Source organism: Pseudomonas sp. MHK4 (assembly GCF_054600775.1).
Genome location: NZ_BAAIAK010000007.1, coordinates 112,445 through 136,458, shown reverse-complemented (window position 1 = coordinate 136,458; position 24,014 = coordinate 112,445). Strand labels below are relative to the sequence as shown.

Below are 24,014 nucleotides of genomic sequence, written 5' to 3'. Positions count from 1 at the left end.
GTCATGTCGCATCAATCTGATTTGATCAGCGAGGACATCCTCGCCTACCTGGGCCAGCACGAACGTAAAGAGCTGCTGCGCTTTCTGACCTGCGGTAACGTCGACGACGGCAAGAGCACCTTGATCGGGCGCCTGCTGCACGACTCCAAGATGATCTACGAAGATCACCTGGAAGCGATTACCCGGGACTCGAAAAAAGTCGGCACTACCGGTGAAGACATCGACCTGGCGCTGCTGGTCGATGGCCTGCAGGCCGAGCGTGAGCAAGGCATCACCATCGATGTCGCGTACCGCTATTTCTCCACCGCCAAGCGCAAATTCATCATCGCCGACACCCCCGGCCATGAGCAGTACACCCGCAACATGGCCACCGGTGCATCCACCTGTGACCTGGCGATCATCCTGGTCGATGCCCGCTACGGCGTGCAGACCCAGACCCGACGCCACAGCTTCATCGCGTCCCTGCTGGGCATCAAGCACATCGTCGTTGCCATCAACAAGATGGACCTCAAGGACTTCGACCAAGGCGTGTTCGAGTCGATCAAGGCCGACTACCTGCAGTTCGCCGAAGGCCTGAAGCTCAAGCCGACCAGCATGCACTTCGTGCCGATGTCCGCCTTGAAGGGCGACAACGTGGTGAACAAGTCCGAGCGTTCGCCGTGGTACACCGGCCAGTCGCTGATGGAAATCCTCGAGACCGTGGAAGTGGCGGGCGACCGCAATTTCACCGACCTGCGTTTCCCGGTGCAGTACGTCAACCGTCCGAACCTGAACTTCCGTGGCTTCGCCGGTACGTTGGCCAGCGGCATCGTCAAGAAAGGCGACGAAGTCGTGGTGCTGCCGTCGGGCAAAAGCAGCCGCGTGAAGTCCATCGTCACCTTCGAAGGTGAATTGGAGCACGCAGGTCCTGGCCAGGCAGTCACGCTGACCATGGAAGACGAAATCGACATCTCCCGTGGCGACCTGTTGGTGCATGCCGACAACGTGCCGCCGGTGACCGACAGCTTCGAAGCCATGCTCGTATGGATGGCTGAAGAGCCGATGCTGCCGGGCAAGAAATACGACATCAAGCGCGCCACCAGTTACGTGCCGGGCTCCATCGCCAGCATCGTCAACAAGGTCGACGTGAACACCCTGGAAGAAGGCCCGGCCAGTGCGTTGCAGCTGAACGAAATCGGCAAGGTCAAAATCGCGCTCGACGCGCCGATTGCCCTCGACGGTTACGACAGCAACCGCACCACCGGCGCATTCATTGTCATCGACCGCCTGACCAACGGAACCGTCGGCGCCGGCATGATCGTCGCCCAGCCGTTGGCCCATGGCACCAGCACCCACCACGGCAAACTGGCCCACGTCGCCACCGAAGAACGCGCCCAGCGTTTCGGCCAGCAACCGGCCACCGTGTTGTTCAGCGGCTTGTCGGGCGCTGGCAAGAGCACCCTGGCCTATGCCGTCGAGCGCAAGCTGTTCGACCTGGGCCGTGCGGTGTTCGTACTCGATGGCCAGAACCTGCGTCACGACCTGAACAAAGGCCTGCCGCAGGATCGCGCCGGGCGTACCGAGAACTGGCGTCGTGCCGCGCACGTTGCCCGTCAGTTCAACGAAGCCGGTCTGCTGACCCTGGCGGCGTTCGTTGCACCGAGCTCCGAAGGTCGTGAACAGGCCAAGGAACTAATCGGCAAGGAGCGTCTGCTGACGGTCTACGTCCAGGCCTCGCCAACCGTCTGTGCCGAGCGTGACCCGCAAGGCCTCTACGCGGCGGCTGGGGATAACATCCCGGGCGAATCCTTCCCGTACGACGTGCCGCTGGATGCCGACCTGGTGATCGACACCCAGTCCGTGTCACTGGAAGAAGGCGTGAAGCAAGTGCTGGAACTGCTGCGTAAGCGTGGCGCGATCTAAGCATTAGCCAGCAATAAAAAACCCGCCGATGAGTGATCATCGGCGGGTTTTTTATTGAGATCTACTCGGTCAACTGTGGGAGCTAGCCTGCTGGCGATTACGGTTAATCAGTCAACAGATCTGCTGAATGTGAAACCGCTATCGCCAGCAGGCTAGCTCCCACAGGAGATCAGTGTCGGTTCGGATATTCGCGATGCATCTGCCCCAGCAACGCATCCTTGCCTTCCCACAACTGGTTGATCCAGCCCTGGAACTGCAAGCGATACTCACCATCCTGGTCGTAGTTCTTGCCAATGAACTGCGGCGGTATCTTCAGCTCTTCAAAGTGCACCACCACGTCCGCGACATTCCCGCACAGCAAATCCCAAAAACCGGGACGCCCGGCCGGGTAGTGGATGGTCACGTTGACGATCGACTCCAGCTGCTCGCCCATGGCGTCCAGCACAAAGGCAATGCCGCCGGCCTTGGGTTTGAGCAAATAACGGAACGGCGATTTCTGCTGGGCGTGCTTGCCTTCGGTGAAGCGCGTGCCCTCGACGAAGTTGAAGATACCCACCGGGTTGTCGCGAAACTTCGCGCAGGTCTTGCGGGTGGTTTCCAGGTCCTTGCCTTTCTTCTCCGGGTGCTTTTCCAGATAGGCCTTGGAGTAGCGCTTCATGAACGGAAAGCCCAGCGCCCACCACGCCAGTCCAATCACCGGCACCCAGATCAGCTCCTGCTTGAGAAAGAACTTCAGCGGCTGGATACGCCGATTGAGCACATATTGCAGCACCAGGATGTCGACCCAGCTCTGGTGGTTGCTGGTGACCAGGTACGAGTGCTGATAGTCCAGGCCTTGCAGGCCGCTGACGTGCCAGCGGGTGCGACGGACCAGGTTCATCCAGCCCTTGTTGAGGCTGATCCAGGCTTCATGGGTATGGCTCATCAGCCATTGGGCAATACGTTGTGTTAGCGCGAACGGCAACACCTTGAACAGCGCCACACAGAACAGGAACGAGCACAGCAGAATCGTGTTCAGCGCCAGCAGTAGGGCGGCGATCAGTCCGCGCACGGGCGCAGGTAGAGAAACCAGCATTTACACATCCATAGGTCGGTTGGCAGCTTGAATCGCCGTCAGGGCGATGGTGTAGACGATGTCATCGACCTGCGCACCGCGCGGCAAATCGTTCACCGGCTTGCGCAGGCCTTGCAGCATCGGCCCGAGGCTGACGCAGTCGGCGCTGCGCTGTACGGCTTTGTGCGTAGTGTTGCCGGTGTTCAGGTCGGGGAATACGAACACCGTGGCGCGACCGGCCACCTGGCTGTTCGGCGCCAGTTGCCGGGCCACGGTTTCGTTGGCGGCGGCGTCATACTGCAAGGGGCCGTCGATCAGCAGCGAGTGTTGCTGTTCATGGGCGAGCAATGTCGCTTCGCGCACCTTCTCGACTTCCTCGCCACTGGCCGACTCACCGCTGGAATAGCTGATCATCGCCACGCGCGGGGTGATGCCGAAGGCCGCCGCCGAGTCGGCGCTTTGCAGGGCGATCTCGGCCAGTTCGCTGGCGCTCGGGTGCGGATTCATCACGCAGTCGCCGTAGACCAGCACTTCTTCGGGAAACAGCATGAAGAATACCGACGACACCAGGGTGCAGCCCGGCGCGGTCTTGATCAGTTGCAGGGCCGGGCGAATGGTATTGGCGGTGGAGTGAATGACCCCCGACACCAGGCCGTCCACTTCATCCAGCGCCAGCATCATGGTGCCGATGACCACGGTGTCTTCCAGTTGCTGCTCGGCCATCGGTGCGTTGAGGCTTTTGCTTTTGCGCAGGGCCACCATCGGCTCGATGTAGCGCTCGCGGATCAGGTCCGGGTCGAGGATTTCCAGCCCCGGTGGCAGCTCGATGCCTTGGGCGCGGGCCACGGCTTCAACGTCTGCAGGTTTCGCCAGCAGCACGCAACGGGCAATGCCGCGGGCCTGGCAGATGGCGGCGGCCTGGACGGTCAGCGGTTCGCTGCCTTCCGGCAGGACGATGCGCTTGTTGACGGACTGGGCACGCTGGATTAATTGATAACGGAACACCGCCGGCGACAGGCGCATTTCCCGCGGGGTGCCACAGCGCTGGTGCAGCCAGTTGGCGTCCAGGTGGCTGGCGACGAAATCGGTGATGATTTCCGCGCGCTCGCGGTCGTCGATCGGGATTTCCTTGTTCAAGCCATTGAGCTGGTTGGCGGTGTCGTAGGACCCGGTGCTCACCGACAACACCGGCAAGCCCGCCTGCAGGGCGCCACGACACAAGTCCATGATGCGTGGGTCGGGCAGGGTGTCGCTGGTCAGCAACAGGCCGGCCAGGGGCACGCCATTCATGGCCGCGAGGCTCACGGCGAGGATGATGTCGTCACGATCGCCAGGGGTCACCACCAGTACGCCCGGCTTGAGCAGCTCCACGGTATTGCGCATGGTGCGCGCGCAAATGATGATCTTGGTCATGCGCCGGGTTTCGTAGTCGCCGGCATTGAGCACCTGTGCGCCCATCAGGTCCGCCACGTCTCGCGTGCGCGGTGCATTCAGCTCCGGCTGGTACGGGATACAACCGAGCAGGCGGAAGTCGCCGCTGCGCAACAGTGGCGAGTGTTCGTTCAGGCGGGCGGCGAAGGCCTCCATGCTTTCGTCAGTCTTGACCTTGTTGAGGATCACGCCAAGGACTTTCGGATCCTTGGGGCCGCCGAACAATTGCGCCTGCAGTTCGACGCGACCGGACAGTTCGGTCAGCACTTCGTTTTCCGGTGCCGAGACCAGGATCACCTCGGCATCGAGGCTCTTGGCCAGGTGCAGGTTGACCCGCGCGGCATAACTGGCGCTGCGGGTCGGGACCATGCCTTCGACGATCAACACATCCTTGCCGATCGCGGCCTGCTGATAAAGGGTGATGATTTCTTCGAGCAACTCATCGAGCTGGCCGTCGCCGAGCATGCGCTCGACATGGGCCAGGCCCAAGGGTTGAGGCGGCTTCAGGCCGTGGGTACGTGCCACCAGCTCGGTGGAGCGCTCAGGGCCGGTGTCACCCGGATGGGGCTGGGCTATCGGCTTGAAAAAGCCGACCTTGAGGCCGGCCCGCTCTAGGGTGCGCACCAGCCCGAGGCTGATGGAGGTCAGACCCACGCCAAAATCGGTGGGTGCGATAAAAAAAGTTTGCATGCGGATTCTCTAAAGGAGCATGGCAATGGCGATCATCTATGGCTGACGATCTACCGCAATTCAGTCGCCAAGGTTATCGCTAACCGGGCCTTGTGCGCACCAACCGCAATCAAAGGGCAGGCCTATTTTTTCAAGGCGTTGCGCAGGGTCCATGACCCAGGCCCGGGATTGCCAGGGCGGCTGGTGCCGCAGGTGCTGCGTGTGGCCGCAGGAAAGCTCGACCACCCAGTGGCCGTCTTCGTCCTGATGAAAGCCCGTGATCGTCGAATCCCGTCTGTCCGGGTTGTGTTCGCTTTCGGGCGATTGCTTCGCTAAACTGGGTCTTTCAATATTCTTATGCAAAAGGTCTCGCCCCATGCTGATCGCCGCCAATAAGGCTGTCTCCATCGACTATACCCTGACCAACGACGCTGGTGAGGTCATCGACAGCTCCGCCGGCGGCGCGCCGCTGGTCTACCTGCAAGGCGCAGGCAACATCATCCCGGGCCTGGAAAAGGCGCTGGAAGGCAAAGCAGTCGGCGACGAGCTGACCGTAGCCGTTGAACCGGAAGATGCCTACGGCGAGTACGCTGCCGAACTGGTCAGCACCCTGAGCCGCAGCATGTTCGAAGGCGTTGACGAGCTGGAAGTGGGCATGCAGTTCCACGCTTCCGCTCCGGACGGCCAGATGCAGATCGTGACCATCCGCGATCTGGACGGCGACGACGTCACCGTAGACGGCAACCACCCATTGGCTGGTCAGCGCCTGAACTTCCAGGTCAAGATCATCAACATCCGTGATGCCAGCCAGGAAGAAATCGCCCATGGTCACGTCCATGGCGAAGGTGGCCATCACCACTGATTTCTGCGCTAAGCTCAGATAGCTGGAGAGGCGCCCCGAGGGCGCCTTTTTAGTCTGCGGCTGTTCCAGGCGACACCACCAAGTGGCTGTTTCGAGAAGAACACGGGAATCTGGAGTACGTCATGAGTGCTTTTCACGAACTTAAATTGACAGCCCTGGATGGTCAGGCGCTCCCTCTGGCACCTTTCAAGGGACACGTCGTGCTGGTGGTCAACGTGGCCTCCAAATGTGGCTTGACCCCACAATACGCAGCGCTGGAAAACCTCTACCAGCAGTACAAAGGCAAGGGTTTCAGCGTGCTGGGCCTGCCGTGCAACCAGTTTGCCGGGCAGGAACCAGGTACCGAGCAGGAAATAAAGGACTTCTGCAGCCTCAACTATGGCGTGACCTTTCCATTGTCCAGCAAGCTGGAAGTCAACGGTCACGAGCGTCATCAGTTGTACAAGCTGCTGGCAGGCGAGGGCGCGGAGTTCCCCGGTGACATCACCTGGAACTTCGAAAAGTTCCTGTTGGGTAAAGACGGTCGTGTGCTGGCGCGGTTCTCGCCGCGTACGGCGCCGGATGATCCGGCCGTGGTTCAGGCGATCGAAAAGGCCCTGGCCTGATACCCCTCCTGTAGGAGCGAGCTTGCTCGCGATGGTCGTTAACGATAACGCTGCCAGCCTGACACCCCGCATCGTTCTCAGGTTCATCGCGAGCAAGCTCGCTCCTACAGTGTTCCCTCCTTCTGACCCTTAATCACGCTGATCAATAATGCTGTTCAAGGCGCTTCGGTCTCCATATTATAGTCGTCATAAAGTCATCCTTCGTGGAGCGTCCCATGCCTGTAAAAGCCCTGTTCAAACCGTTCCACCTCGGCACCCTCGAATTGCCCACCCGCGTGGTCATGGCACCGATGACCCGCTCGTTTTCGCCCGGCGGCGTACCCAATTCCAAAGTGATCGAGTACTACCGTCGTCGCGCTGCCGCTGGCGTGGGCTTGATCATCACCGAAGGCACCACGGTTGGGCACAAGGCTTCCAACGGCTACCCGAACGTTCCGCATTTCTACGGTGAGGCGGCCTTGGCCGGCTGGAAGAAAGTCGTCGATGCGGTTCACGCCGAGGGCGGCAAGATCGTTCCGCAACTGTGGCATGTCGGCAGCGTGCGTCGCATCGGCACCGAGCCGGACGCCAGCGTGCCGGGTTACGGCCCGTCGGAAAAAGTGAAGGACGGACAGGTCGTGGTTCACGGCATGACCCAACAGGACATTCAGGATGTGATTGCCGCGTTCGCCCAGGCGGCGAAGGATGCCCAGAGCATTGGCATGGACGGCGTGGAAATCCACGGTGCCCACGGCTACCTGATCGACCAGTTCTTCTGGGAAGGCAGCAACCAGCGCACTGACGAATACGGTGGCAGCCTGGCCAACCGTTCGCGTTTCGCCATCGAATTGATCCAGGCGGTACGTGCCGCGGTCGGTGAGGGCTTTCCGATCATCTTCCGCTTCTCGCAGTGGAAGCAGCAGGACTACACCGCGCGCCTGGTGCAGACGCCAGAGGCCTTGGGCGATTTCCTCAAGCCGCTGTCCGACGCTGGAGTGGATATTTTCCACTGCTCGACGCGCCGCTTCTGGGAACCAGAGTTCGACGGCTCCGAACTGAACCTGGCAGGCTGGACGCGCAAACTCACCGGCAAGCCGACCATCACCGTGGGCAGTGTTGGCCTGGATGGCGAGTTCCTGCAGTTCATGGTCAACACCGACAAGGTGGCACAGCCGGCCAGCCTGGAAAAACTGCTGGAGCGTCTGAACAACGACGAGTTCGACCTGGTGGCGGTTGGTCGTGCGCTGTTGGTGGACCCGGATTGGGCGCAGAAGGTGCGTGACGGTCGCGAGCAAGACATCTTGCCGTTCAGCCGTGAGGCGTTGATGACGCTGGTTTAAGCAGCGACTGGCAAGACCCCATCGCCAGCAGGCTGGCTCCCACAGGGTCTGTGTACACCGCAGAACCGATGTGGGAGCCAGCCTGCTGGCGATGACTGAGCCAATGTCACCATAGGTTCAGGGCAAGGTCGGTGCATTTGGCACCACCACCTCCCCAACACAAGCCCCTCGCAACTGCCCCTCGAACTGTTCAATGATCGCCGCCCACCCCTGGCGACTTGCATGCTGGCGCGCATTGAGCCGCAGACAACGCAAGTTTTCGCGCTTCTCCAGCAACCACACCGCACCATCGCAGAACGCGTCTTCGTCCCCCGGCATCGCCAGTACGCCGTTGTAGCCATGGCGAATATGCTGCGCCGCTGCCGCCTGGTCGTAAGCCACCACCCCCAGTCCCGATGCCAACGCCTCAAGCACGACATTGCCGAAGGTCTCGGTCAGGCTTGGAAACAGGAATACATCCCCCGACGCATAATGGCTGGCCAGGGCTTCGCCTCGTTGTGCCCCACAGAAAATCGCTTCCGGCAACTCGTTTTCCATCAGCAGGCGTTGCGGGCCATCCCCCACCACGATCAGCTTCAAGGTGCGCTGTGGATAAGTCGCCTTGAGCCTGTCGAAACAGCGTTTGAGCAACCCGAGGTTTTTCTCCGCTGCCAACCGTCCTACATGGATAACGGCGATGTCTTTCTCGCCCAGTCCCCATTGCTCGCGCAGCGCATTCAAGCGTTTGGCCGGGTGAAACAACTGACTGTCAACGCCGCGGGACAGCAAAGCCAGGCGCTCGAAATGCCGGCGTTCCAGCTCCATGCGCTGGCTGACACTCGGCACCAGCGTCAGGTTCGAGCGATTGTGGAACCAGCGCAAATAGTGGGTCAGCAGTCGAGACAGCAAGCTGAAGCCGTACTGGCTGGAATACTGCTGGAAGTTGGTGTGAAAGCCGCTGACCACCGAGATGCCCAGGCGGCGTGCTGCGCGCAATGCCGACAAGCCGAGCGGTCCTTCGGTGGCGATATACAGCACATCGGGGCGATGGCGTTTCCAGCGCCGGAGCAGCTTGTGCATCGACGACTGCCCCCATTGCAACCCGGGATAGCCCGGCAGCGGCCAGCCTCGGCACAGCAATAACTCATCGTCGCTGCTCGTCGATTGATCGCAGCCCTGGCGAGGTCGCACCAATTCCACCTGATGCCCGCGCGCGCGCAAGCCGTCGCACAGGCGCCCAAGGGTGTTGGCCACGCCATTGATTTCCGGGGGGAAGGTTTCGGTGATCAGGGTGATATGCAGAGCTGTCGTCATGACCTCAGTGTGGCCTGAGGCCATGTCGGCGTCGTGACGACAAGATGATGGATTTGTGACCGACTCAGCGCTGGGTCACCAGATTCTCCGCCCCACGCTCACGCACCCAGAACAAGGTCGCCCCGGCCACGGCCGCCGGCATCATCAGGATGTTCACCACCGGAATCAGCAGCACCAGGTAAACGATGCCGCCGAAACTCATGCTCTGCCAGCGCTTCTGCCGCAGCCAGGCGAGCATCTCGTTCCAGCCCAGCTTGTGGTTGTCCGCCGGGTAGTCGATGTACTGGATCGCCATCATCCACACCCCGAACAGCAGCCACAGCGGCGCCGCGACGATGTTCACCACCGGGATGAACGAAAGGATGAACAGCCCGAGCGCCCGGGGCAGGAAGTAACCGAGCTTGCGCATTTCCCGGGCCAGGGTCCGCGGGATCATGGCGACCAGCTCGCCCCAGCTGAAGGCCGGGAAGTCGTCGGTGCCGCGCACCACCACTTCGACCTTTTCCGCCAGGAAGCCGTTGAAAGGCGCGGCGATGACGTTGGCGAGCATGGTGAAGGTGAAGAACACCATCAACAACACCAGCACCACGAACAGCGGCCACAGCACATAGTTGAGAAAACCCAGCCAGTCGGGCAGGGATGGCATCAGCGTATCGACCCACACGCTGAACTGATGGCCGGCCAGATAGATCAATCCGACGAACAGCACCAGGTTGATCGCCAGTGGAAGTAATACAAAAAGGCGCAGGCTGGGGCTGAGCACCAGTTTCAGGCCTTCACGCAGATATTGCGGGCCGGACAGTACAGGGGCGGCGGGCATAGGGTGCTCCGAACAAAGGAAAACGCGCCGACCTTACCGGCTTTGCCTGACCGGCGAAAGCGCGACAGCGACATCGACATTAACTGTAACAAAGGCGTCCCGATCATCACCCCGTGTGGATAGAGACCACCTATGAGCTGGATTGTTAAACGGTATTTCCTTAATCTTCGCCCCCTCGATACGCTGCACCCAACTTTTTACAGGACTGTCGAGTTCAAGCCTTCCCCAAGTGCTTTCAATGGTCCTTTTTTATTCCCGCCGGTCATCCGGCGTTCCGCGCCAGGTTTTCCGGGCCGGTCAACAGGAGCAGGTCATGTCTGAAGTCCGTCATTCGCGAGTGATTATTCTCGGTTCCGGCCCTGCCGGTTACAGCGCCGCCGTCTATGCCGCCCGTGCCAACCTCAAGCCACTCTTGATCACCGGCATGCAGGCCGGCGGTCAATTGACCACCACCACTGAAGTCGACAACTGGCCGGGCGACGTTCATGGCCTGACTGGCCCGGCGCTGATGGAGCGGATGCGCGAGCACGCCGAGCGTTTTGAAACCGAGATCGTGTTCGATCACATCAATGCCGTGGACTTCGCTGCCAAGCCGTACACCCTGACCGGCGACAGCGCAACCTATACCTGCGACGCCCTGATTATCGCCACCGGCGCCAGCGCCCGTTACCTGGGCCTGCCTTCGGAAGAAGCGTTCATGGGCAAAGGCGTTTCGGCCTGCGCGACCTGCGACGGTTTCTTCTACCGCAACAAGCCAGTGGCTGTGGTCGGTGGCGGCAACACCGCTGTCGAAGAGGCCCTGTACCTGGCCAACATCGCCAGCACCGTGACCCTCATTCACCGTCGCGAAACCTTCCGTGCCGAAAAGATCCTGATCGACAAGCTCAATGCCCGCGTGGCTGAAGGCAAGATCATCCTGAAGCTGAACGCGACCCTGGACGAAGTCCTGGGCAACAACATGGGCGTGACCGGTGCCCGCCTGAAAAACAACGACGGCAGCTTCGACGAAGTAACCGTCGACGGCGTGTTCATCGCCATCGGCCACACCCCGAACACCTCGTTGTTCGAAGGCCAGCTGACCCTGAAAGACGGCTACCTGGTGGTGCACGGCGGCCGTGACGGCAACGCTACTGCGACCAACCTGGAAGGCATCTTCGCCGCCGGCGACGTGGCGGACCACGTCTACCGTCAGGCCATCACCTCCGCTGGCGCCGGTTGCATGGCGGCACTGGATGCCGAGCGTTACCTGGACAATCTGCAGAACGCTTGATTCTGCAGTCGTAAAAAAACCGGCTTCGGCCGGTTTTTTTGTACCCACGATTCGATGCCTGAAGACTATCCCCGCTCCCACAGGGATAGTGTTCAAGTCAGTTTGGCCAGACACGCCTCAAGAATGTCCAGGCCTTCCTCCAGTACCGCAGATTCGGTGGTCAACGGTGCCAGCAAGCGAATGATGTGGCGCGATTTGCCGCTGGGCATCAGCAGCAGGCCCGCATCCCGCGCCAGAGCCAGCAGTTGAGTCAACTGCGCCGAGGCAGGTGTGCCGTCAGCGTTGGCCAGTTCGATGCCGCGCATCGCGCCCACGCCGGTCAGACGGCCAAGGTACGGTGACAGATTACGATCGCGCCAGGATTGGTAGCGACTGACGACCGCTTCTTCCTGTTGAGAACCCCAGGCCTGCAGATTGGCGTCAGTCATTTCGTCCAGGGTAGCCAGCGCAGCAGCACAGGCAATCGGGTTGCCGGAATAAGTGCCGCCGAGTCCGCCCTTGGGCAAGTTGTCCAGCAGCGCCTTGCGCCCGACCACCGCTCCCAGCGGCACGCCACCGGCGATGCTCTTGCCCAGCAGGATCAGGTCCGGTTCGATGCCCAGGCGCGAGAAGGCAAAGCGCTGGCCGGTACGGCCGAAACCGGACTGGATTTCATCGGCAATCAGCACAATGCCTTTTTCGTCGCAAAACGTGCGCAGTGCCTGGGCGAACTCGACATCCATCGCCAGGAAGCCCGCTTCGCCCTGCACCGGTTCGACGATAAAGCAGGCCACGTCCGCGACATCGATTTCGACGCTGAACAGGCGCTCCATGGCTTTCAGGGCCTCTACACAGGTCACGCCGTTGTCCCGGCTGGGGAACGGCAGGTGATACACCGGCCCGGGCAGCACCCCGACTTTCTGTTTATAGGGCGCGACCTTGCCGTTGAGATTCAGGGTGGCCAGCGTTCTGCCGTGGAAAGCGCCATCAAAGGCAACCACGGCCGTACGCCCGGTCGCGCCACGGACGATTTTCAGCGCATTTTCCGCCGCTTCAGCGCCGCTGTTGGTGAGCATGCCGCTGACCGGGTAATTGACCGGGATAAAGGCGCTGAGGCGGTCCATCAGGTCGATATAGGGTGTATGGGGCGCGGCGTTGAAGGCGTAATGGGTCAGCCGGGTGGCTTGTTCGCGGATGGCCTCGACGATGCGCGGATGGCAATGGCCTAGGTTCAGCACGCCAATGCCGCCGACAAAGTCGATGTAGCGCTTGCCATTGGTGTCCCAGACCTCGGCGTTTTTGCCGTGGCTGAGCGTGACAGGGTGAACGATGTTGATCGACTGGCTGATGGTTTCGCTGCGCATGGGAGGCCGGCTCGGAAGAAGGAGGACTTCTTTTTATCTAAGCCGTGAGCAGCGGTGGCGGGCAAACGAAATAAAGTGGGCGGGTCAATCTTAAAAGTCGGGACGTGTTTTCAACGCCCTTGTAGGAGCTGGCTTGCCAGCGAAGGGGCCCTTGAATTTTGCATCACCCTTCCGGACGCCTTCGCCGGCAAGCCGGCTCCCACAGTGCAGCGTTTACCGGCGAGTCAGCGGTTGCCGAGTGAATATGACGCCGGCCAGACCATGGGCCATCAACGCACGGATGTTACCGTGATCGCTGCCTTCAGGCGTCGCCAGCACCGAACGGTAATGCTCACCGAACGCCAGCAGCGCTTCGTCATCGCTCAGGCCTTCCAGCAATGCCAGGCCCAGGGTCTTGCACGAACCTTCGTTCTGCCCGGCGGCGTTTTCCACGCCGCCATTGTTGAAGGCCTGGGGCTGGTAGTCGTAACCGGCGGCAATGAATGCCAATGTATCGGCGAAGACATGTTCGCCGCTATCGAGGCTGACGCGCAGGGTGTTCAAATCACTCATTGGGTTTTCCTTTGGCGAACGCCGCTTGTTGTTCGGCGCTGGCTTCTTGCTGGAATTGGGCTTTCCACTCGGCGTACGGCATGCCGTAGACCACTTCGCGGGCTTCATCGAGGCTAACCTCGATCTGGCGCTCTTCGGCCGCGGCCTTGTACCACTTCGACAGGCAGTTGCGGCAGAAGCCCGAAAGGTTCATCAGGTCGATGTTCTGCACATCCTTGCGGCTGTCCAGGTGGGCCACCAGCCGGCGGAAGGCGGCGGCTTCGAGCTCAAGGCGTTCTTGATCGGTCATGGGAGTCTCTGCGAGGCAGCTTCAAGCGGCAAGCTTCAAGCTGCAAGATGGATGGCGGTGTGGTGAAGTTTACAGCTTGCCGCTTCAAGCTTGAAGCTAGCGGCTCGCTGCAAGCGTAATCGACACCGACTCGGCGAATCGCAGGGCGTGAGGCTTGTCGACTTCGACTTCGGCGTACAACACCGACTCATTGGCCATGACCAGGTCCAGCAGTTCCTGGGTCAGGCGTTCGAGCAGGGCGAAGCGATTGCCTTCCACGTGGGCGATGATCGCCTTGGTGATGGTGCGGTAGTTCAGCGCATGATCGATATCGTTGTCGCGCACCGCTTCCTGGGCTGCGTACAGGATGGTGAGGTTGATCAACACATCCTGCTTGTTGAGGATTTCATCCTCGTTGATGCCGATGTAGGTGCGCAGGCACAGGTCCTTGACCCGGATGCGCGCCATGCCTGGTTGAAGTTGTGGCATTGCTACTTGCTCCGTCCAATCAATTGCAGGAACTCCTGGCGGGTGTTGCTCGATTCGCGGAAGGCGCCGAGCATCACCGAGGTGTTCATGGTCGAATTCTGTTTCTCGACGCCGCGCATCATCATGCACATGTGCTGCGCTTCGATGACCACGGCGACGCCGGCCGCGCCGGTCACCTGTTGCACAGCGTCGGCGATTTGCCGGGTGAGGTTTTCCTGGATCTGCAGGCGGCGGGCGAACATGTCCACCAGCCGCGCGATCTTCGACAGCCCCAGCACCTTGCCCGTTGGAATATAAGCCACATGGGCCTTGCCGATGAAGGGCAGCATGTGATGTTCGCACAGGGAGTAGAGCTCTATGTTGTCGACGATCACCATTTCATCGTTGTCGGATGCGAACAAGGCACCGTTGATGATTTCCTCGACACTTTGCTCGTAACCATGACACAGGTACTGCATGGCCTTGGCCGCGCGCAGCGGCGTGTCACGCAGGCCTTCGCGCTCGGGGTTTTCACCGAGACCGATGAGGATCTCGCGATAACTCTGTGACAGGCGATTCTGGGGTAGCGAAAGCGTCATGGAAGTTCCTCAGGGACACTTATTTGATGTGCCTTCCGCCGTTGACGGTCAGGGTCGTGCCGGTGACATAAGGGTTGTCGAGCAAGTAACGCAGACTCTGGTAAATCACTTCGCTGCCAGGTTCGATGCCCAGCGCGGATTTGGCCAGTGCCTTGGCGCGATAGGCCGCATCGTCGTCGGCATTGAACAGTAGCAGGGCGGGGGATATCCCGTTGACCTTGATGCCGGGCGCGTATTTGGCGGCGAAGGACAGGGTCAGGCTGTCGAGCCCGGCTTTGCTGGCGCAGTAGCCGATGTGCTTGCTGCTGCCCTTGCGGGTCACGTCATCGCTGATGTGCACGATGTCGGCGGGGCTCGAACGTTCGAGCAGGTCGGCGCAGTGCAGGTTGATCAGGTAAGGCGCCAGCATGTGCACGCTGAACATGCGGGTGAATGCCGTGGCATCGGTGTCCGGGGTTTCGGCCAGCCATTCGGAGGCGTTATGGACAATCGCCCGCAGGCTGTCGGTATGGGTTTTCAGCTCACTGATGAAAGTGACGATCCCGGCTTCGCTGGAGAAGTCCGCGAACAGTGCAATCGCCCCCAGGTCACGCAGGGTTTGCACGCCGGGACGTTCGCTGCGGTAACTGAAAATTACCCGATGGCCGTCTTCGAGCAAGCGCTGCGCGCAGTGCAGGCCGACACGCTGGCCGGCACCGGTGATCAGAATGGGGGCTGCGGAAGAGGTCATGAACGGCTCGCATCGCGGTAAGAGCAAAACTATACCAGCGACCGGGGCGGTCTACCTATTTCAGCGGTTTTGGGTGGACGGTGCGGCGGGCAATGGTCGAGCAGATGTGCTGTTCAACCAATTGGCCAACAGCCGGGTCGACAACGGTATGAAGAAATAGACCATCAACGGGGTCAGGCACAGGGTGCTGATCAGCACGCGAAGCAATAGCGTCATTTCCCCCAGCAACGGCCCAAGCACAAGATTGAACAATAGGGACACCGGAAAAAACGCCAACCAGATCGCAACAGCCTGTTTCCAGCGTGGCGGCCGTTGTCCCGCCGCGCCGAACCAGCCTTCGATGCCACTGACCCGATGTTCCTTCGGGTGAGCGAACAAGTCGCTGCCACGGGCCAGCCAGGTGGTACGCGAAGCCGAGTGTTCCCAGGCGTGCAGCGTCGGTTCGTCGGCGAAGCGGAAAATGATCTGGAATTCGTTATCGTCAGGCGGTGGAGCGAGCACGCCGGAGCCCAGGTAACCGGGGAAGTCGGTGGCCAGTTGTTCGCCTTCGCGCAACCAGGCCATCAGGTCCTGATAACGCCCATCGGCGACGCGACGCGCCACCATCAGCGTGACGGGGGAGGTAGACATCATGTATCTCCGTAAACAAATGCGTCGCTCCGGGTAGGAGTTTCGCCAGGCGCAGCACCGGGGTGGTGGGCTGCATCTCGGGACAAGCAAGTATTATTCCAGATTCTACCTGCGACGTCGGTCGACTTCGTAACAATCAATTCCTTGAATCATGGAGGTGCAGCGGAGGAGAATGCGACATGCACAATACACGGACGTAGGCTTATAAATGCCTGTCATCACCGACGTTGGCCCAAGTGTGTCACCGGCACTCTCCCTTGAACGGGAAGAGCTTTTTCCGATTCGCGAGGTGGCGCGCCTGACCGGGGTGAACCCGGTCACGCTTCGCGCATGGGAGCGACGTCATGGCCTGATCGTGCCCACGCGCACCGAAAGCGGGCATCGCCTGTATTCGATGACTGATATCGAGCGGGTCCGCAGCATCCTCAACTGGATCGAGCGCGGCGTGGCGGTCAGCAAGATTGCCAAGATCCTGGCCAAGGCGGCGCCGTTACAGGCACTGGCCCACATCATCCCCAGTGATCTGGTGCAGGCCGATTACGCACAATGGCAGCAACAGCTTGCAGCTGCGGTCAGTGCTTTTGACGACATCCGGCTGGAACAGGTCTACGGGCAGATTTTTTCCAGCTACTCCCAGGCGGTTGTTTTCCAGGACATTCTTCTTCCGCTGTGGAGGCAATTGCTGCAGCGCCAGGACACCTTTGGCCGGGCCAGCGAGTGGCTGTTCCTTGATGGTTTCCTGCGTTCGCGGGTGGTCCAGCGGTTGCTTCTGATCCGTGACAGGCATCCCAGGCGAGTCATCCTCAGCGCCTTGGCAGGCCAGTGTCGCGAGCTTGAATTGCTGATCGCAGCCTTGTTCCTCGCAAACGATCAAATGGGGGTGCGGGTGCTGACCACCGGGCAACCGTTTGATGAACTGACCCTGGTCTGCGAGAGGATCAAGCCCCGGGCACTGGTGCTGTTTTCCAATCACGTCCCCAGCCCCGACTTGCCCCGGCGCCTGAATCGGCTGGCGATGAGCCTGGAGTGTCCGTTGTTGCTGGCCGGTGACGCTTGTGACCTGGCACAGGATAGCCTGGCCGGGTCGTCGATCGGTTGCCTGGGAAACGAGGGCTCGGTGATGCGCCAGCGCTTGAACCAGTTTCTGGCAGGCAGCCTGGATACCTGAGATTCAGAGGGGCAGGGGTCAGAGGTGCAGGGTCGGATGGGTCAAACGATGCTGTTGCAGAATGAACTGGCGCAGGCGCTCGGTTTCATCCAGGTCGTTCTGGCTCAACTGGTAAGCAAAGAAACCCTGCTCGGTTTCTTTTTCCAGCGTGCCACGCAAGGCGATTCGCTCATAGCCTGAGGGGCTGAACCACAAGGCAAAATGCTTGGGTGCTTTGGTCTTGTTGCGAATCTCCAGCAAAACCCCTTTGAACGATACTTCGTGCACCCACAGGGTGCCGGGTTGACCCTTGGCATTTTCCAACGCCACCGGTTCGTCGAGCACCAGCCGCCATGGCCGGACCGATGGCCCGCCTTCATAAATGCTGGGCACGCCCAGGCGCAGATGCATGGCATGAAACTCGTCTTCCACCAGGTGCAGGGGGAAGGTCATTTGCTGGTTTTCGAAGTTGGCTTGCAGGGTGACCTGCTCATGCGCAGCCAGGCGCGTGAGCAGGTCACGGATCTGCGACCCACCGTTGACGAGCAGGCTCGACGTCGCATCCCGCACATTCAGCTGCGGGTTGTGTTGCATGGTCTGGATAAAATCCAGCTCATCCTGGGTCAGGAGCGCGTCGCGTTGCATGGTGGGCTCGAAAGATTTAGTTACAGAGACACTGGTGATTGTAGTTAATGACAATTAATTCGCGGTTTTGTTTTTGCCGTTCGTCGCTTTGAGCGCATCAAGCTCGGCCTGGACTTCGGCCAGTTGCGCTTCAAGTTGCGCCACGCGCTGCTGCGCCTTGACCTGAATGGTCACGTCTTTCTGTACGCCGATAAAATAAACCTGCCCGTCATTCGGATTTTTCACCGTCGAAAGCGACAGTTCGTTCCAGAACGGGGTGCCATCCTTGCGATAGTTGCGCAGGATTTCCCGGCAGGAGCCTTCACTGTCCAACGCGTCACGAATCTTCGGCAGGGCATCCTGGTCGCGGTCGCCTGACTGCAGGAAGCGGCAATCCTGGTAGAGGATTTCTTCGCTGGTGTAGCCGGTGAGGCGTTCGAAAGCCGGGTTGACGTAGATCAGGATCTTGTCTTGATCGCCTTCCTTTTCGGCAATCACGATACCGTCGTTGGAGGCATTGATCGCCAGCTGCAGCAGTTTCGCGTTGATCATCGGTGAAACCCTTCCTTGTTGGTTGTCTGTGGGATTCTAAAAGAACAATCCAGACCGTGCTGTTAATATCCCGGTCTTTTATTCAGCTTCAGGATCAGATTGATGAAAGTCGCCATCATTTCCGGCTCGGTGTACGGTACGGCTGAAGAAGTTGCCCGCCATGCCGCCAATATTTTGAAAGACGCCGGTTTCGAAACCTTCCACAACCCCCGTGCAAGCCTCGCCGATCTTCAGGCCTTCGCGCCCGAAGCCTTGCTGGCCGTGACGTCGACCACCGGCATGGGCGAGCTGCCCGACAACCTGCAATCCCTGTACTCGATGATTCGCGACCTGCTGCCCAGTGCCTGGCGAGGCTTGCCGGGGGCGGTGATCGGCCTGGGCGATGCGAGCTATGGCGATACCTTTTGCGGCGGTGGCGAGCTGATGCGTGAGCTGTTCGGTGAGTTGGGCATTGTCGAAGTCCTGCCGATGCTGCGCCTGGACGCCAGTGAAAGCGTGACCCCGGAAACGGACGCCGAGCCCTGGCTGGCGGAACTGGTCGACGCCCTGCGGGGTTGATCGACACCGCTGACTCGCTCGGCCATCAAGCTGGCTGCCAATGCAACTACGCGAACCTCGGAGGGTGACTAGACTCGTTAGTCATTGGAAACACTCCATAATAAAAACCGAGGTTCCTTGCCGTGAGCGTAGCCCCCGTCCAATCCGCTTCCAGCGTCAAAGACCAGGTCAGCGCTGCCGAGTGGCAAGCCCGCGTCGACCTCGCTGCCTGCTACCGCCTGGTCGCCCAGCATGGCTGGGATGACCTGATTTTCACCCACATCTCCGCCAAGGTGCCGGGCACCGAAGACTTCCTGATCAACCCCTATGGGCTGATGTTTCACGAAATCACCGCGTCGAGCCTGGTCAAGGTCGACCAGGCCGGCAACAAGTTGATGGACAGCCCCTACGAGATCAACCCGGCGGGGTACACCATCCATAGCGCGGTGCATGAAGTTCGCCACGATGTCGTGTGCGTGCTGCACACCCATACGGCCTCGGGTGTGGCGGTGTCGGCGCAGCGACAAGGCATTTTGCCGATCAGCCAGCAGTCGCTGTTTGTCCTGTCCAGCCTGGCTTATCACGCCTACGAAGGGGTTGCCCTCAACCACGAGGAAAAGGCGCGACTGCAAGCCGACCTCGGAGAAAACAATTTCCTGATGCTGCACAACCACGGTCTGCTGACCTGCGGCAGCACCATCGCCGACACTTTCCTGGCGATGTTCATCTTTCAGCGCGCCTGCGACATCCAGGTCATGGCGCAGAACGGCGGGGCAGAACTGATTGCCATCGAACCGCAGATTCTCGCGGGGGCCAAGGCGATGATCGCCGGTGTCACCAAAAGTGCTCAAGGAATGGGCGGAGCGCTGGCCTGGCCGGCGCTGCTGCGCAAGCTCGATAAACTCGACCCGGGATATAAACTCTAATGCAACTTGCCGAGATTCCCCTGAGTGTCTGGCGCAAGCGCGGCCAGACTTTCATATTCCGCGGTCAGGCCATCCGTTACTGGACGGCGGGGCAGGGTGAGCCGTTGCTGCTCATCCATGGCTTCCCGAGCGCCAGTTGGGACTGGCATTACCTCTGGCAGCCATTGGCCCAGCGCTATCGGGTGATTGCCTGCGACATGCTCGGTTTCGGCGATTCGGCCAAACCGCTGAATCACGAGTACAGCCTGTTGGAGCAGGCCGATCTGCAACAGGCGCTGCTGGCTCATCTGAACGTCGAGCAACCGTTGCACCTGCTGGCCCATGACTACGGCGACAGCGTGGCTCAGGAACTGCTGGCCCGGCACTACGAAGCGAGCATCAACCTCGCCAGTTGCGTGTTCCTCAATGGCGGGCTGTTCCCCGAAACCCATCGCCCGGTACTGATGCAAAAACTCCTGCTCAGCCCGTTGGGGTGGATGATCGGCCGTGCGTTCAGTCGCGATGGCCTGGTGAAGAGTTTCCGCCAGATCTTCGGCCCGCAGACCCGCCCCAGCGAGAGCCAGATGGATGATTTCTGGAGCCTGGTTGAAAGCAATCACGGGCCACGGGTCATGCACAAATTGATTGCCTACATCCCCGAGCGTCGCACCCAGCGCGAGCGTTGGGTCGGCGCGATGCAGCGCGGCGACGTGCCGCTGCGGGTGATAGATGGTGAGGTCGATCCGATTTCCGGTGCGCACATGGTGGCGCGCTACCGTGAACTGATACCCAACCCGGACGCGGTCCTGCTCAGCGACATTGGCCATTACCCACAGATCGAAGCGCCGTGCCTGGTGCTCAAGCACTACCTGGCGTTTCGCGACCGGTTGATCTCAACGCCGCTCAAGGTGGCTTGCTCCTAGGAGCCCTTTAGAAACCGGCCCTCGCGACCACACCAGATCCCCTGTAGGAGCTGGCTTGCCAGCGATGGAGGTCAACGATGACGCGGGGAGCCTGACACCCCGCGGTGCTCTCAGGTTTTTCGCGAGCAAGCTCGCTCCTACAGGGTTAGGGTTCATGCTCATCATCCCCTTACCTTATCGCACACCATTCAGCTTTCCCCGTGTTCATTGTGACCCGCAACGCCGTGCCTGACACTCCAATCCAATGTCCCTGGCCTGCTGGAGTTCCCCATGAATGAGTCTGTGCGTTTCGAAGATAAAGTCGTGATCATCACCGGTGCGGGTGGCGGCCTGGGACGGGCGCACGCACTGCTGTTCGCCAAACAGGGGGCCAAGGTGCTGGTCAATGACCTCGGCGGCTCGACCCAGGGCGAAGGTGCCAACGCCTCGGCGGCAGACCGCGTGGTCAACGAAATTCGCGAAGCGGGCGGCACTGCCGTGGCCAACCACGACTCGGTCACCGACGGCGACAAAATTGTCCAGCACGCCCTCGACGCCTTCGGCCGCGTCGACGTGGTGGTCAACAACGCCGGCATCCTGCGCGACAAGACCTTTCACAAAATGGAAGATGGCGACTGGGACCTGGTCTACCGCGTCCACGTCGAAGGTGCCTACAAGGTCACCCGCGCCGCATGGCCGCACCTGCGTGAGCAAAACTACGGCCGGGTCATCTTCACCGCGTCCACCTCGGGCATCTACGGCAACTTCGGCCAGTCCAACTACGGCATGGCCAAGCTCGGCCTCTACGGCCTGACCCGCACCCTGGCCATCGAAGGCCGCAAGAACAACATCCTGGTCAACGCCATCGCCCCCACCGGCGGTACCCGCATGACCGAAGGCCTGATCCCGCCGCAAGTGTTCGAACAACTCAAACCGGAACTGGTCAGCCCGCTGGTGGTGTACCTGGCCAGCGAAAACTGCCAGGAAACCTCCGGGCTGTTCGAAGTCGGCGGCGGCTGGATGGGCAAGGTGCGCTGGGAACGCAGCCTCGGCGCCGGGTTCGATCCGCGAGTGGGTTTCTCCCCGGAAGACGTCGCCGCGCACTGGCAGCAGATTTGTGATTTTGAGGGTGCGGCGCATCCGAAGGACAACATTGAGGCGCTGAAGGAGATGATGGGGAATTTGCAGAAGTATTCGATCTGATCAGGCTTCATCGGGCAGGGTCCACACGGGCTCTGCCTTTCTTCGATTTGCCCTCTTCCCTTGAAAACGTTGCCCCATAAAAAAAGGCCGCTGCAAACGCAGCGGCCGAAGAAGACGTTGGATCCAGGAGCTACAAATCAACGTCGATGTACACGGGGTGATGACTCGATACGTTCAAATCATCTGAAATCTGTCGCGAACCGCGAGGGCAGGGCACCTTGGGTTGCTTCGCGCTTTGCGACTGTTTTCCCGAAAGCGCAGGGCAAGAATAAGTCTTTGCCGGCAAAGGAAAAATAGCGATCGCGAAGATGCACCGTTACGGTTAGCGCAACAGTCCTGCCTGCCAGCAGCGTAGACCATGTTTATGATTGATGCCGCCACATCCAGTGTGTCTATGCCCCCGCGTTATCCCCCGTGCCACGCAGCCCGTCATCCTTTCGAGCGACATCACGAATACCTCCTTGGTGCGCTTATCGACCCCGGCGCTCGGCAGTAGGGTGAGGCCTTCTGTCACTCACCGGGGAAGACGCATGACAAAAACAACAATGCGCGCCATCTTCACACCGCAGGCGCTGGCCGTTGCGGTGGCCTTGGGGTGCTGTGCCCAGGCGCAGGCGCTTTCATTCAACATTGGGGAAATCGAGGGCACGTTCGACTCTTCGCTGTCGGTCGGTGCGAGCTGGGGCATGCGAGATGCCGATGATGCCCTGGTCGGCACCGTCAACGGCGGCAGCGGGCAGGCGTCGACCGGTGACGACGGGCGGCAGAATTTCAAGAAGGGTGAAACCTTCTCGAAGATCTTCAAGGGCATTCACGACCTGGAGCTCAAGTACGGCGATACGGGCGTGTTCGTCCGTGGCAAGTACTGGTACGACTTCGAGTTGAAGGACGAAGACCGACCGTTCAAGCCGATCAGCGATCACAATCGCAAGGAGGGTGCCAAGTCGTCCGGTGGGCAGATCCTCGATGCCTTCGTCTATCACAACTATTCCATCGCCGATCTGCCGGGCACGGTGCGCGCTGGCAAGCAGGTGGTCAGTTGGGGCGAAAGTACCTTCATCGGCAACTCGATCAACAGCATCAACCCGGTGGACGTGTCCGCCTTCCGCCGTCCTGGTGCGGAGATCAAGGAGGGCCTGATTCCGGTCAACATGCTGTTCGCCTCCCAGGGCCTGACGGACAAGTTGACCGTGGAAGGCTTCTATCAACTGGAGTGGGACCAGACCGTCGTCGATAACTGCGGCACCTTCTTCGGCGTCGACGTGGTGGCCGATGGGTGTGACAAGGGCTACACCGTGGCCAGCCCGGCCATTGCGCCCTTGCAGCCGATTGCCGCTGCGTTTGGCCAGGGCTTCGAGGTCACCCGCGAAGGCGTGGTCGTGCCCCGTGGCGGCGACCGTGACGCCCGCGATTCCGGGCAGTGGGGCACGGCGTTGCGCTGGTTGGGGGACGACACCGAGTACGGCTTGTACTTCATGAACTATCACAGTCGCACGCCGAATGTCGGTACCACTACAGCCGGTCTCGCCACGCTGGCGAGTATTCCGCGCATCGTCGCCGCGGCCAATGCCATCGCACCCGGCAGTGGTTCGGGGCTGGCGCAAAGCGTGATGCTCGGTCGCGGACAGTATTACCTTGAATACCCGGAAGACATTCGCCTGTATGGCGCGAGTTTCTCCACCACCTTGTCCACCGGTACGGCATGGACCGGCGAGATCAGCTATCGCCCCAACCTGCCGGTGCAGATCAACAGCACCGACCTGACCCTGGCGATGCTCAACCCGATCGCTGGTGGCGCCGCCTCGCCGATCCAAACCTCACCGGGCGCCGACAACAAAGGCTATCGGCGCAAGGAAGTGACCCAGGTCCAGAGCACCCTGACGCACTTCGTCGATCAGGTCGCGGGCGCGGATCGCCTGACCTTGGTGGGTGAAGCGGCGGTGGTCCGGGTCGGTGGCCTGGAGTCGCGCAGCAAGTTGCGCTACGGCCGCGACTCGGTGTACGGCCAATACGGATTCGGCGGCGATACCGATGGTTTCGTCACGTCGACCTCCTGGGGTTATCGCGCCCGCGCCATCCTCGATTACAACAACGTCATCGCCGGGATCAATTTCCGTCCCAACCTGTCGTGGTCCCACGACGTCGCCGGCTACGGCCCCAACGGGCTGTTCAATGAAGGGGCCAAGGCCGTCAGCCTCGGCGTCGATGCGGACTACCGCAACACCTACACCGCAAGCCTCAGTTACACCGACTTCTTCGGCGGTGACTACAACGTGCTCGAAGACCGCGATTTCGTCGCGTTGAGCTTTGGCGTGAACTTCTGACCTGG

Annotated in this window: 25 protein-coding genes; 11 read left to right on the top strand and 14 right to left on the bottom strand. The window is 60.6% G+C overall.

The features are described from left to right. Positions 1 to 3 precede the first annotated feature (3 nt). On the top strand, positions 4 to 1,902 hold the full coding sequence (cysN, locus tag ACYP2Q_RS18915; RefSeq protein ID WP_459731940.1) for a sulfate adenylyltransferase subunit CysN: 1,899 nt from the start codon (positions 4 to 6) through the stop codon (positions 1,900 to 1,902). A gap of 169 nt (positions 1,903 to 2,071) precedes the next feature. Here cysN and ACYP2Q_RS18910 read toward each other — a convergent pair whose 3' ends face one another. Genes ACYP2Q_RS18910 through ACYP2Q_RS18900 form a run of 3 tightly spaced genes read right to left on the bottom strand, consistent with a single transcriptional unit; the run spans position 2,072 to position 5,464 of the window. Further along, complete coding sequence (locus tag ACYP2Q_RS18910; RefSeq protein WP_459731939.1) at positions 2,072 to 2,977, bottom strand: acyltransferase; 906 nt, start codon at positions 2,975 to 2,977, stop codon at positions 2,072 to 2,074. Then, positions 2,978 to 5,077: a phosphate acetyltransferase gene (gene pta, locus ACYP2Q_RS18905; RefSeq protein WP_459731938.1), complete on the bottom strand. Its 2,100-nt coding sequence runs from the start codon at positions 5,075 to 5,077 to the stop codon at positions 2,978 to 2,980. 60 nt (positions 5,078 to 5,137) lie between these two features. Next, the gene (locus ACYP2Q_RS18900; RefSeq protein ID WP_459731937.1) at positions 5,138 to 5,464 is read right to left on the bottom strand and encodes a DUF3565 domain-containing protein; all 327 of its coding nucleotides are present in this window, start codon (positions 5,462 to 5,464) and stop codon (positions 5,138 to 5,140) included. On the opposite strand from ACYP2Q_RS18900, the gene ACYP2Q_RS18895 reads away from it, so the two are divergent. The 3 genes from ACYP2Q_RS18895 (at position 5,433) to ACYP2Q_RS18885 (ending at position 7,842) form a co-directional block, all read left to right on the top strand. Beyond that, complete coding sequence (locus ACYP2Q_RS18895; RefSeq protein WP_008054392.1) at positions 5,433 to 5,918, top strand: FKBP-type peptidyl-prolyl cis-trans isomerase; 486 nt, start codon at positions 5,433 to 5,435, stop codon at positions 5,916 to 5,918. The two genes, ACYP2Q_RS18900 and ACYP2Q_RS18895, sit on opposite strands and share 32 nt — an antisense overlap. Before the next feature lie 122 nt (positions 5,919 to 6,040). After that, positions 6,041 to 6,523 (top strand): glutathione peroxidase, encoded by a 483-nt coding sequence (locus tag ACYP2Q_RS18890; protein ID WP_459731935.1) that lies wholly within the window; start codon positions 6,041 to 6,043, stop codon positions 6,521 to 6,523. Between the two features lie 215 nt (positions 6,524 to 6,738). Next, the gene (locus tag ACYP2Q_RS18885) at positions 6,739 to 7,842 is read left to right on the top strand and encodes an NADH:flavin oxidoreductase (RefSeq protein WP_459731934.1); all 1,104 of its coding nucleotides are present in this window, start codon (positions 6,739 to 6,741) and stop codon (positions 7,840 to 7,842) included. 117 nt (positions 7,843 to 7,959) lie between these two features. Here the strand turns inward: ACYP2Q_RS18885 and ACYP2Q_RS18880 are convergent, their stop codons facing one another. Next, positions 7,960 to 9,159: a glycosyltransferase family 4 protein gene (locus ACYP2Q_RS18880; protein WP_459731933.1), complete on the bottom strand. Its 1,200-nt coding sequence runs from the start codon at positions 9,157 to 9,159 to the stop codon at positions 7,960 to 7,962. A gap of 40 nt (positions 9,160 to 9,199) precedes the next feature. Beyond that, complete coding sequence (cysZ, locus tag ACYP2Q_RS18875) at positions 9,200 to 9,955, bottom strand: sulfate transporter CysZ (RefSeq protein ID WP_459731932.1); 756 nt, start codon at positions 9,953 to 9,955, stop codon at positions 9,200 to 9,202. 313 nt (positions 9,956 to 10,268) lie between these two features. On the opposite strand from cysZ, the gene trxB reads away from it, so the two are divergent. Next, positions 10,269 to 11,225, top strand: coding sequence for a thioredoxin-disulfide reductase (gene trxB, locus ACYP2Q_RS18870; RefSeq protein ID WP_459731931.1), 957 nt, complete (start codon positions 10,269 to 10,271; stop codon positions 11,223 to 11,225). Between the two features lie 92 nt (positions 11,226 to 11,317). On the opposite strand, the gene ACYP2Q_RS18865 is transcribed toward trxB, so the two are convergent. The 7 genes from ACYP2Q_RS18865 to ACYP2Q_RS18835 form a co-directional block, all read right to left on the bottom strand. Beyond that, the gene (locus tag ACYP2Q_RS18865) at positions 11,318 to 12,568 is read right to left on the bottom strand and encodes a 2-aminoadipate transaminase (protein ID WP_459731930.1); all 1,251 of its coding nucleotides are present in this window, start codon (positions 12,566 to 12,568) and stop codon (positions 11,318 to 11,320) included. A gap of 213 nt (positions 12,569 to 12,781) precedes the next feature. Further along, positions 12,782 to 13,120 (bottom strand): HopJ type III effector protein, encoded by a 339-nt coding sequence (locus tag ACYP2Q_RS18860; protein ID WP_459731929.1) that lies wholly within the window; start codon positions 13,118 to 13,120, stop codon positions 12,782 to 12,784. Further along, complete coding sequence (locus tag ACYP2Q_RS18855) at positions 13,113 to 13,409, bottom strand: DUF1244 domain-containing protein (RefSeq protein WP_459731928.1); 297 nt, start codon at positions 13,407 to 13,409, stop codon at positions 13,113 to 13,115. Before ACYP2Q_RS18855 ends, ACYP2Q_RS18860 begins: the two co-directional genes overlap by 8 nt. Before the next feature lie 96 nt (positions 13,410 to 13,505). Then, positions 13,506 to 13,877, bottom strand: coding sequence for a dihydroneopterin triphosphate 2'-epimerase (folX, locus tag ACYP2Q_RS18850; protein WP_008054404.1), 372 nt, complete (start codon positions 13,875 to 13,877; stop codon positions 13,506 to 13,508). Positions 13,878 to 13,879: 2 nt separating this feature from the next. After that, the gene (gene folE, locus ACYP2Q_RS18845; RefSeq protein WP_459731927.1) at positions 13,880 to 14,455 is read right to left on the bottom strand and encodes a GTP cyclohydrolase I FolE; all 576 of its coding nucleotides are present in this window, start codon (positions 14,453 to 14,455) and stop codon (positions 13,880 to 13,882) included. 19 nt (positions 14,456 to 14,474) lie between these two features. After that, the gene (gene folM / locus ACYP2Q_RS18840) at positions 14,475 to 15,185 is read right to left on the bottom strand and encodes a dihydromonapterin reductase (protein WP_459731926.1); all 711 of its coding nucleotides are present in this window, start codon (positions 15,183 to 15,185) and stop codon (positions 14,475 to 14,477) included. Positions 15,186 to 15,245: 60 nt separating this feature from the next. Beyond that, positions 15,246 to 15,815, bottom strand: coding sequence for an antibiotic biosynthesis monooxygenase (locus ACYP2Q_RS18835; protein WP_459731925.1), 570 nt, complete (start codon positions 15,813 to 15,815; stop codon positions 15,246 to 15,248). A gap of 208 nt (positions 15,816 to 16,023) precedes the next feature. On the opposite strand from ACYP2Q_RS18835, the gene ACYP2Q_RS18830 reads away from it, so the two are divergent. After that, entirely contained in the window at positions 16,024 to 16,983 is a 960-nt protein-coding gene (locus ACYP2Q_RS18830; protein ID WP_459731924.1) for a MerR family transcriptional regulator, read from the top strand. A gap of 18 nt (positions 16,984 to 17,001) precedes the next feature. Here ACYP2Q_RS18830 and ACYP2Q_RS18825 read toward each other — a convergent pair whose 3' ends face one another. Together ACYP2Q_RS18825 and ACYP2Q_RS18820 are read right to left on the bottom strand one after the other, a co-directional pair. Then, positions 17,002 to 17,607 carry a hypothetical protein gene (locus ACYP2Q_RS18825; protein WP_323626012.1) on the bottom strand — a complete coding sequence of 202 codons (606 nt, stop codon included), beginning with the start codon at positions 17,605 to 17,607 and terminating at the stop codon, positions 17,002 to 17,004. Between the two features lie 54 nt (positions 17,608 to 17,661). Beyond that, entirely contained in the window at positions 17,662 to 18,138 is a 477-nt protein-coding gene (locus ACYP2Q_RS18820) for a PAS domain-containing protein (protein ID WP_459731923.1), read from the bottom strand. 102 nt (positions 18,139 to 18,240) lie between these two features. Here ACYP2Q_RS18820 and ACYP2Q_RS18815 point away from each other — a divergent pair, with 102 nt between their 5' ends. From ACYP2Q_RS18815 to ACYP2Q_RS18795, 5 genes are all read left to right on the top strand, one after another. Next, positions 18,241 to 18,696, top strand: coding sequence for a flavodoxin (locus tag ACYP2Q_RS18815; protein WP_459731922.1), 456 nt, complete (start codon positions 18,241 to 18,243; stop codon positions 18,694 to 18,696). Positions 18,697 to 18,818: 122 nt separating this feature from the next. Further along, on the top strand, positions 18,819 to 19,601 hold the full coding sequence (locus ACYP2Q_RS18810; RefSeq protein WP_274073980.1) for a class II aldolase/adducin family protein: 783 nt from the start codon (positions 18,819 to 18,821) through the stop codon (positions 19,599 to 19,601). Next, positions 19,601 to 20,503 (top strand): alpha/beta fold hydrolase, encoded by a 903-nt coding sequence (locus ACYP2Q_RS18805; protein WP_459731921.1) that lies wholly within the window; start codon positions 19,601 to 19,603, stop codon positions 20,501 to 20,503. Before ACYP2Q_RS18810 ends, ACYP2Q_RS18805 begins: the two co-directional genes overlap by 1 nt. Positions 20,504 to 20,773: 270 nt before the next feature. After that, the gene (locus tag ACYP2Q_RS18800) at positions 20,774 to 21,685 is read left to right on the top strand and encodes an SDR family oxidoreductase (protein WP_459731920.1); all 912 of its coding nucleotides are present in this window, start codon (positions 20,774 to 20,776) and stop codon (positions 21,683 to 21,685) included. 530 nt (positions 21,686 to 22,215) lie between these two features. Next, a complete protein-coding gene (locus tag ACYP2Q_RS18795; RefSeq protein WP_459731919.1) occupies positions 22,216 to 24,009 on the top strand; it encodes a DUF1302 domain-containing protein in 1,794 nt (597 codons plus the stop codon). Positions 24,010 to 24,014: the final 5 nt, after the last annotated feature.

What these genes read in the sequence shown, in the direction of transcription:
- cysZ (WP_459731932.1), bottom strand. Translation starts at nt 9,955, where the DNA reads ATGCCCGCCGCCCCTGTACTGTCCGGCCCGCAATATCTGCGTGAAGGC.
- trxB (WP_459731931.1), top strand. Translation starts at nt 10,269, where the DNA reads ATGTCTGAAGTCCGTCATTCGCGAGTGATTATTCTCGGTTCCGGCCCT.
- folE (WP_459731927.1), bottom strand. Translation starts at nt 14,455, where the DNA reads ATGACGCTTTCGCTACCCCAGAATCGCCTGTCACAGAGTTATCGCGAG.
- ACYP2Q_RS18820 (WP_459731923.1), bottom strand. Translation starts at nt 18,138, where the DNA reads ATGATCAACGCGAAACTGCTGCAGCTGGCGATCAATGCCTCCAACGAC.
- ACYP2Q_RS18800 (WP_459731920.1), top strand. Translation starts at nt 20,774, where the DNA reads ATGAATGAGTCTGTGCGTTTCGAAGATAAAGTCGTGATCATCACCGGT.
- ACYP2Q_RS18795 (WP_459731919.1), top strand. Translation starts at nt 22,216, where the DNA reads ATGACAAAAACAACAATGCGCGCCATCTTCACACCGCAGGCGCTGGCC.
- ACYP2Q_RS18830 (WP_459731924.1), top strand. Translation starts at nt 16,024, where the DNA reads ATGCCTGTCATCACCGACGTTGGCCCAAGTGTGTCACCGGCACTCTCC.
- folM (WP_459731926.1), bottom strand. Translation starts at nt 15,185, where the DNA reads ATGACCTCTTCCGCAGCCCCCATTCTGATCACCGGTGCCGGCCAGCGT.
- ACYP2Q_RS18860 (WP_459731929.1), bottom strand. Translation starts at nt 13,120, where the DNA reads ATGAGTGATTTGAACACCCTGCGCGTCAGCCTCGATAGCGGCGAACAT.
- ACYP2Q_RS18880 (WP_459731933.1), bottom strand. Translation starts at nt 9,159, where the DNA reads ATGGCCTCAGGCCACACTGAGGTCATGACGACAGCTCTGCATATCACC.
- ACYP2Q_RS18900 (WP_459731937.1), bottom strand. Translation starts at nt 5,464, where the DNA reads ATGGAGACAGCCTTATTGGCGGCGATCAGCATGGGGCGAGACCTTTTG.
- ACYP2Q_RS18885 (WP_459731934.1), top strand. Translation starts at nt 6,739, where the DNA reads ATGCCTGTAAAAGCCCTGTTCAAACCGTTCCACCTCGGCACCCTCGAA.
- ACYP2Q_RS18890 (WP_459731935.1), top strand. Translation starts at nt 6,041, where the DNA reads ATGAGTGCTTTTCACGAACTTAAATTGACAGCCCTGGATGGTCAGGCG.
- pta (WP_459731938.1), bottom strand. Translation starts at nt 5,077, where the DNA reads ATGCAAACTTTTTTTATCGCACCCACCGATTTTGGCGTGGGTCTGACC.
- ACYP2Q_RS18910 (WP_459731939.1), bottom strand. Translation starts at nt 2,977, where the DNA reads ATGCTGGTTTCTCTACCTGCGCCCGTGCGCGGACTGATCGCCGCCCTA.
- ACYP2Q_RS18835 (WP_459731925.1), bottom strand. Translation starts at nt 15,815, where the DNA reads ATGTCTACCTCCCCCGTCACGCTGATGGTGGCGCGTCGCGTCGCCGAT.
- cysN (WP_459731940.1), top strand. Translation starts at nt 4, where the DNA reads ATGTCGCATCAATCTGATTTGATCAGCGAGGACATCCTCGCCTACCTG.
- ACYP2Q_RS18855 (WP_459731928.1), bottom strand. Translation starts at nt 13,409, where the DNA reads ATGACCGATCAAGAACGCCTTGAGCTCGAAGCCGCCGCCTTCCGCCGG.
- ACYP2Q_RS18805 (WP_459731921.1), top strand. Translation starts at nt 19,601, where the DNA reads ATGCAACTTGCCGAGATTCCCCTGAGTGTCTGGCGCAAGCGCGGCCAG.
- ACYP2Q_RS18865 (WP_459731930.1), bottom strand. Translation starts at nt 12,568, where the DNA reads ATGCGCAGCGAAACCATCAGCCAGTCGATCAACATCGTTCACCCTGTC.
- ACYP2Q_RS18815 (WP_459731922.1), top strand. Translation starts at nt 18,241, where the DNA reads ATGAAAGTCGCCATCATTTCCGGCTCGGTGTACGGTACGGCTGAAGAA.
- ACYP2Q_RS18895 (WP_008054392.1), top strand. Translation starts at nt 5,433, where the DNA reads ATGCTGATCGCCGCCAATAAGGCTGTCTCCATCGACTATACCCTGACC.
- ACYP2Q_RS18825 (WP_323626012.1), bottom strand. Translation starts at nt 17,607, where the DNA reads ATGCAACGCGACGCGCTCCTGACCCAGGATGAGCTGGATTTTATCCAG.
- folX (WP_008054404.1), bottom strand. Translation starts at nt 13,877, where the DNA reads ATGCCACAACTTCAACCAGGCATGGCGCGCATCCGGGTCAAGGACCTG.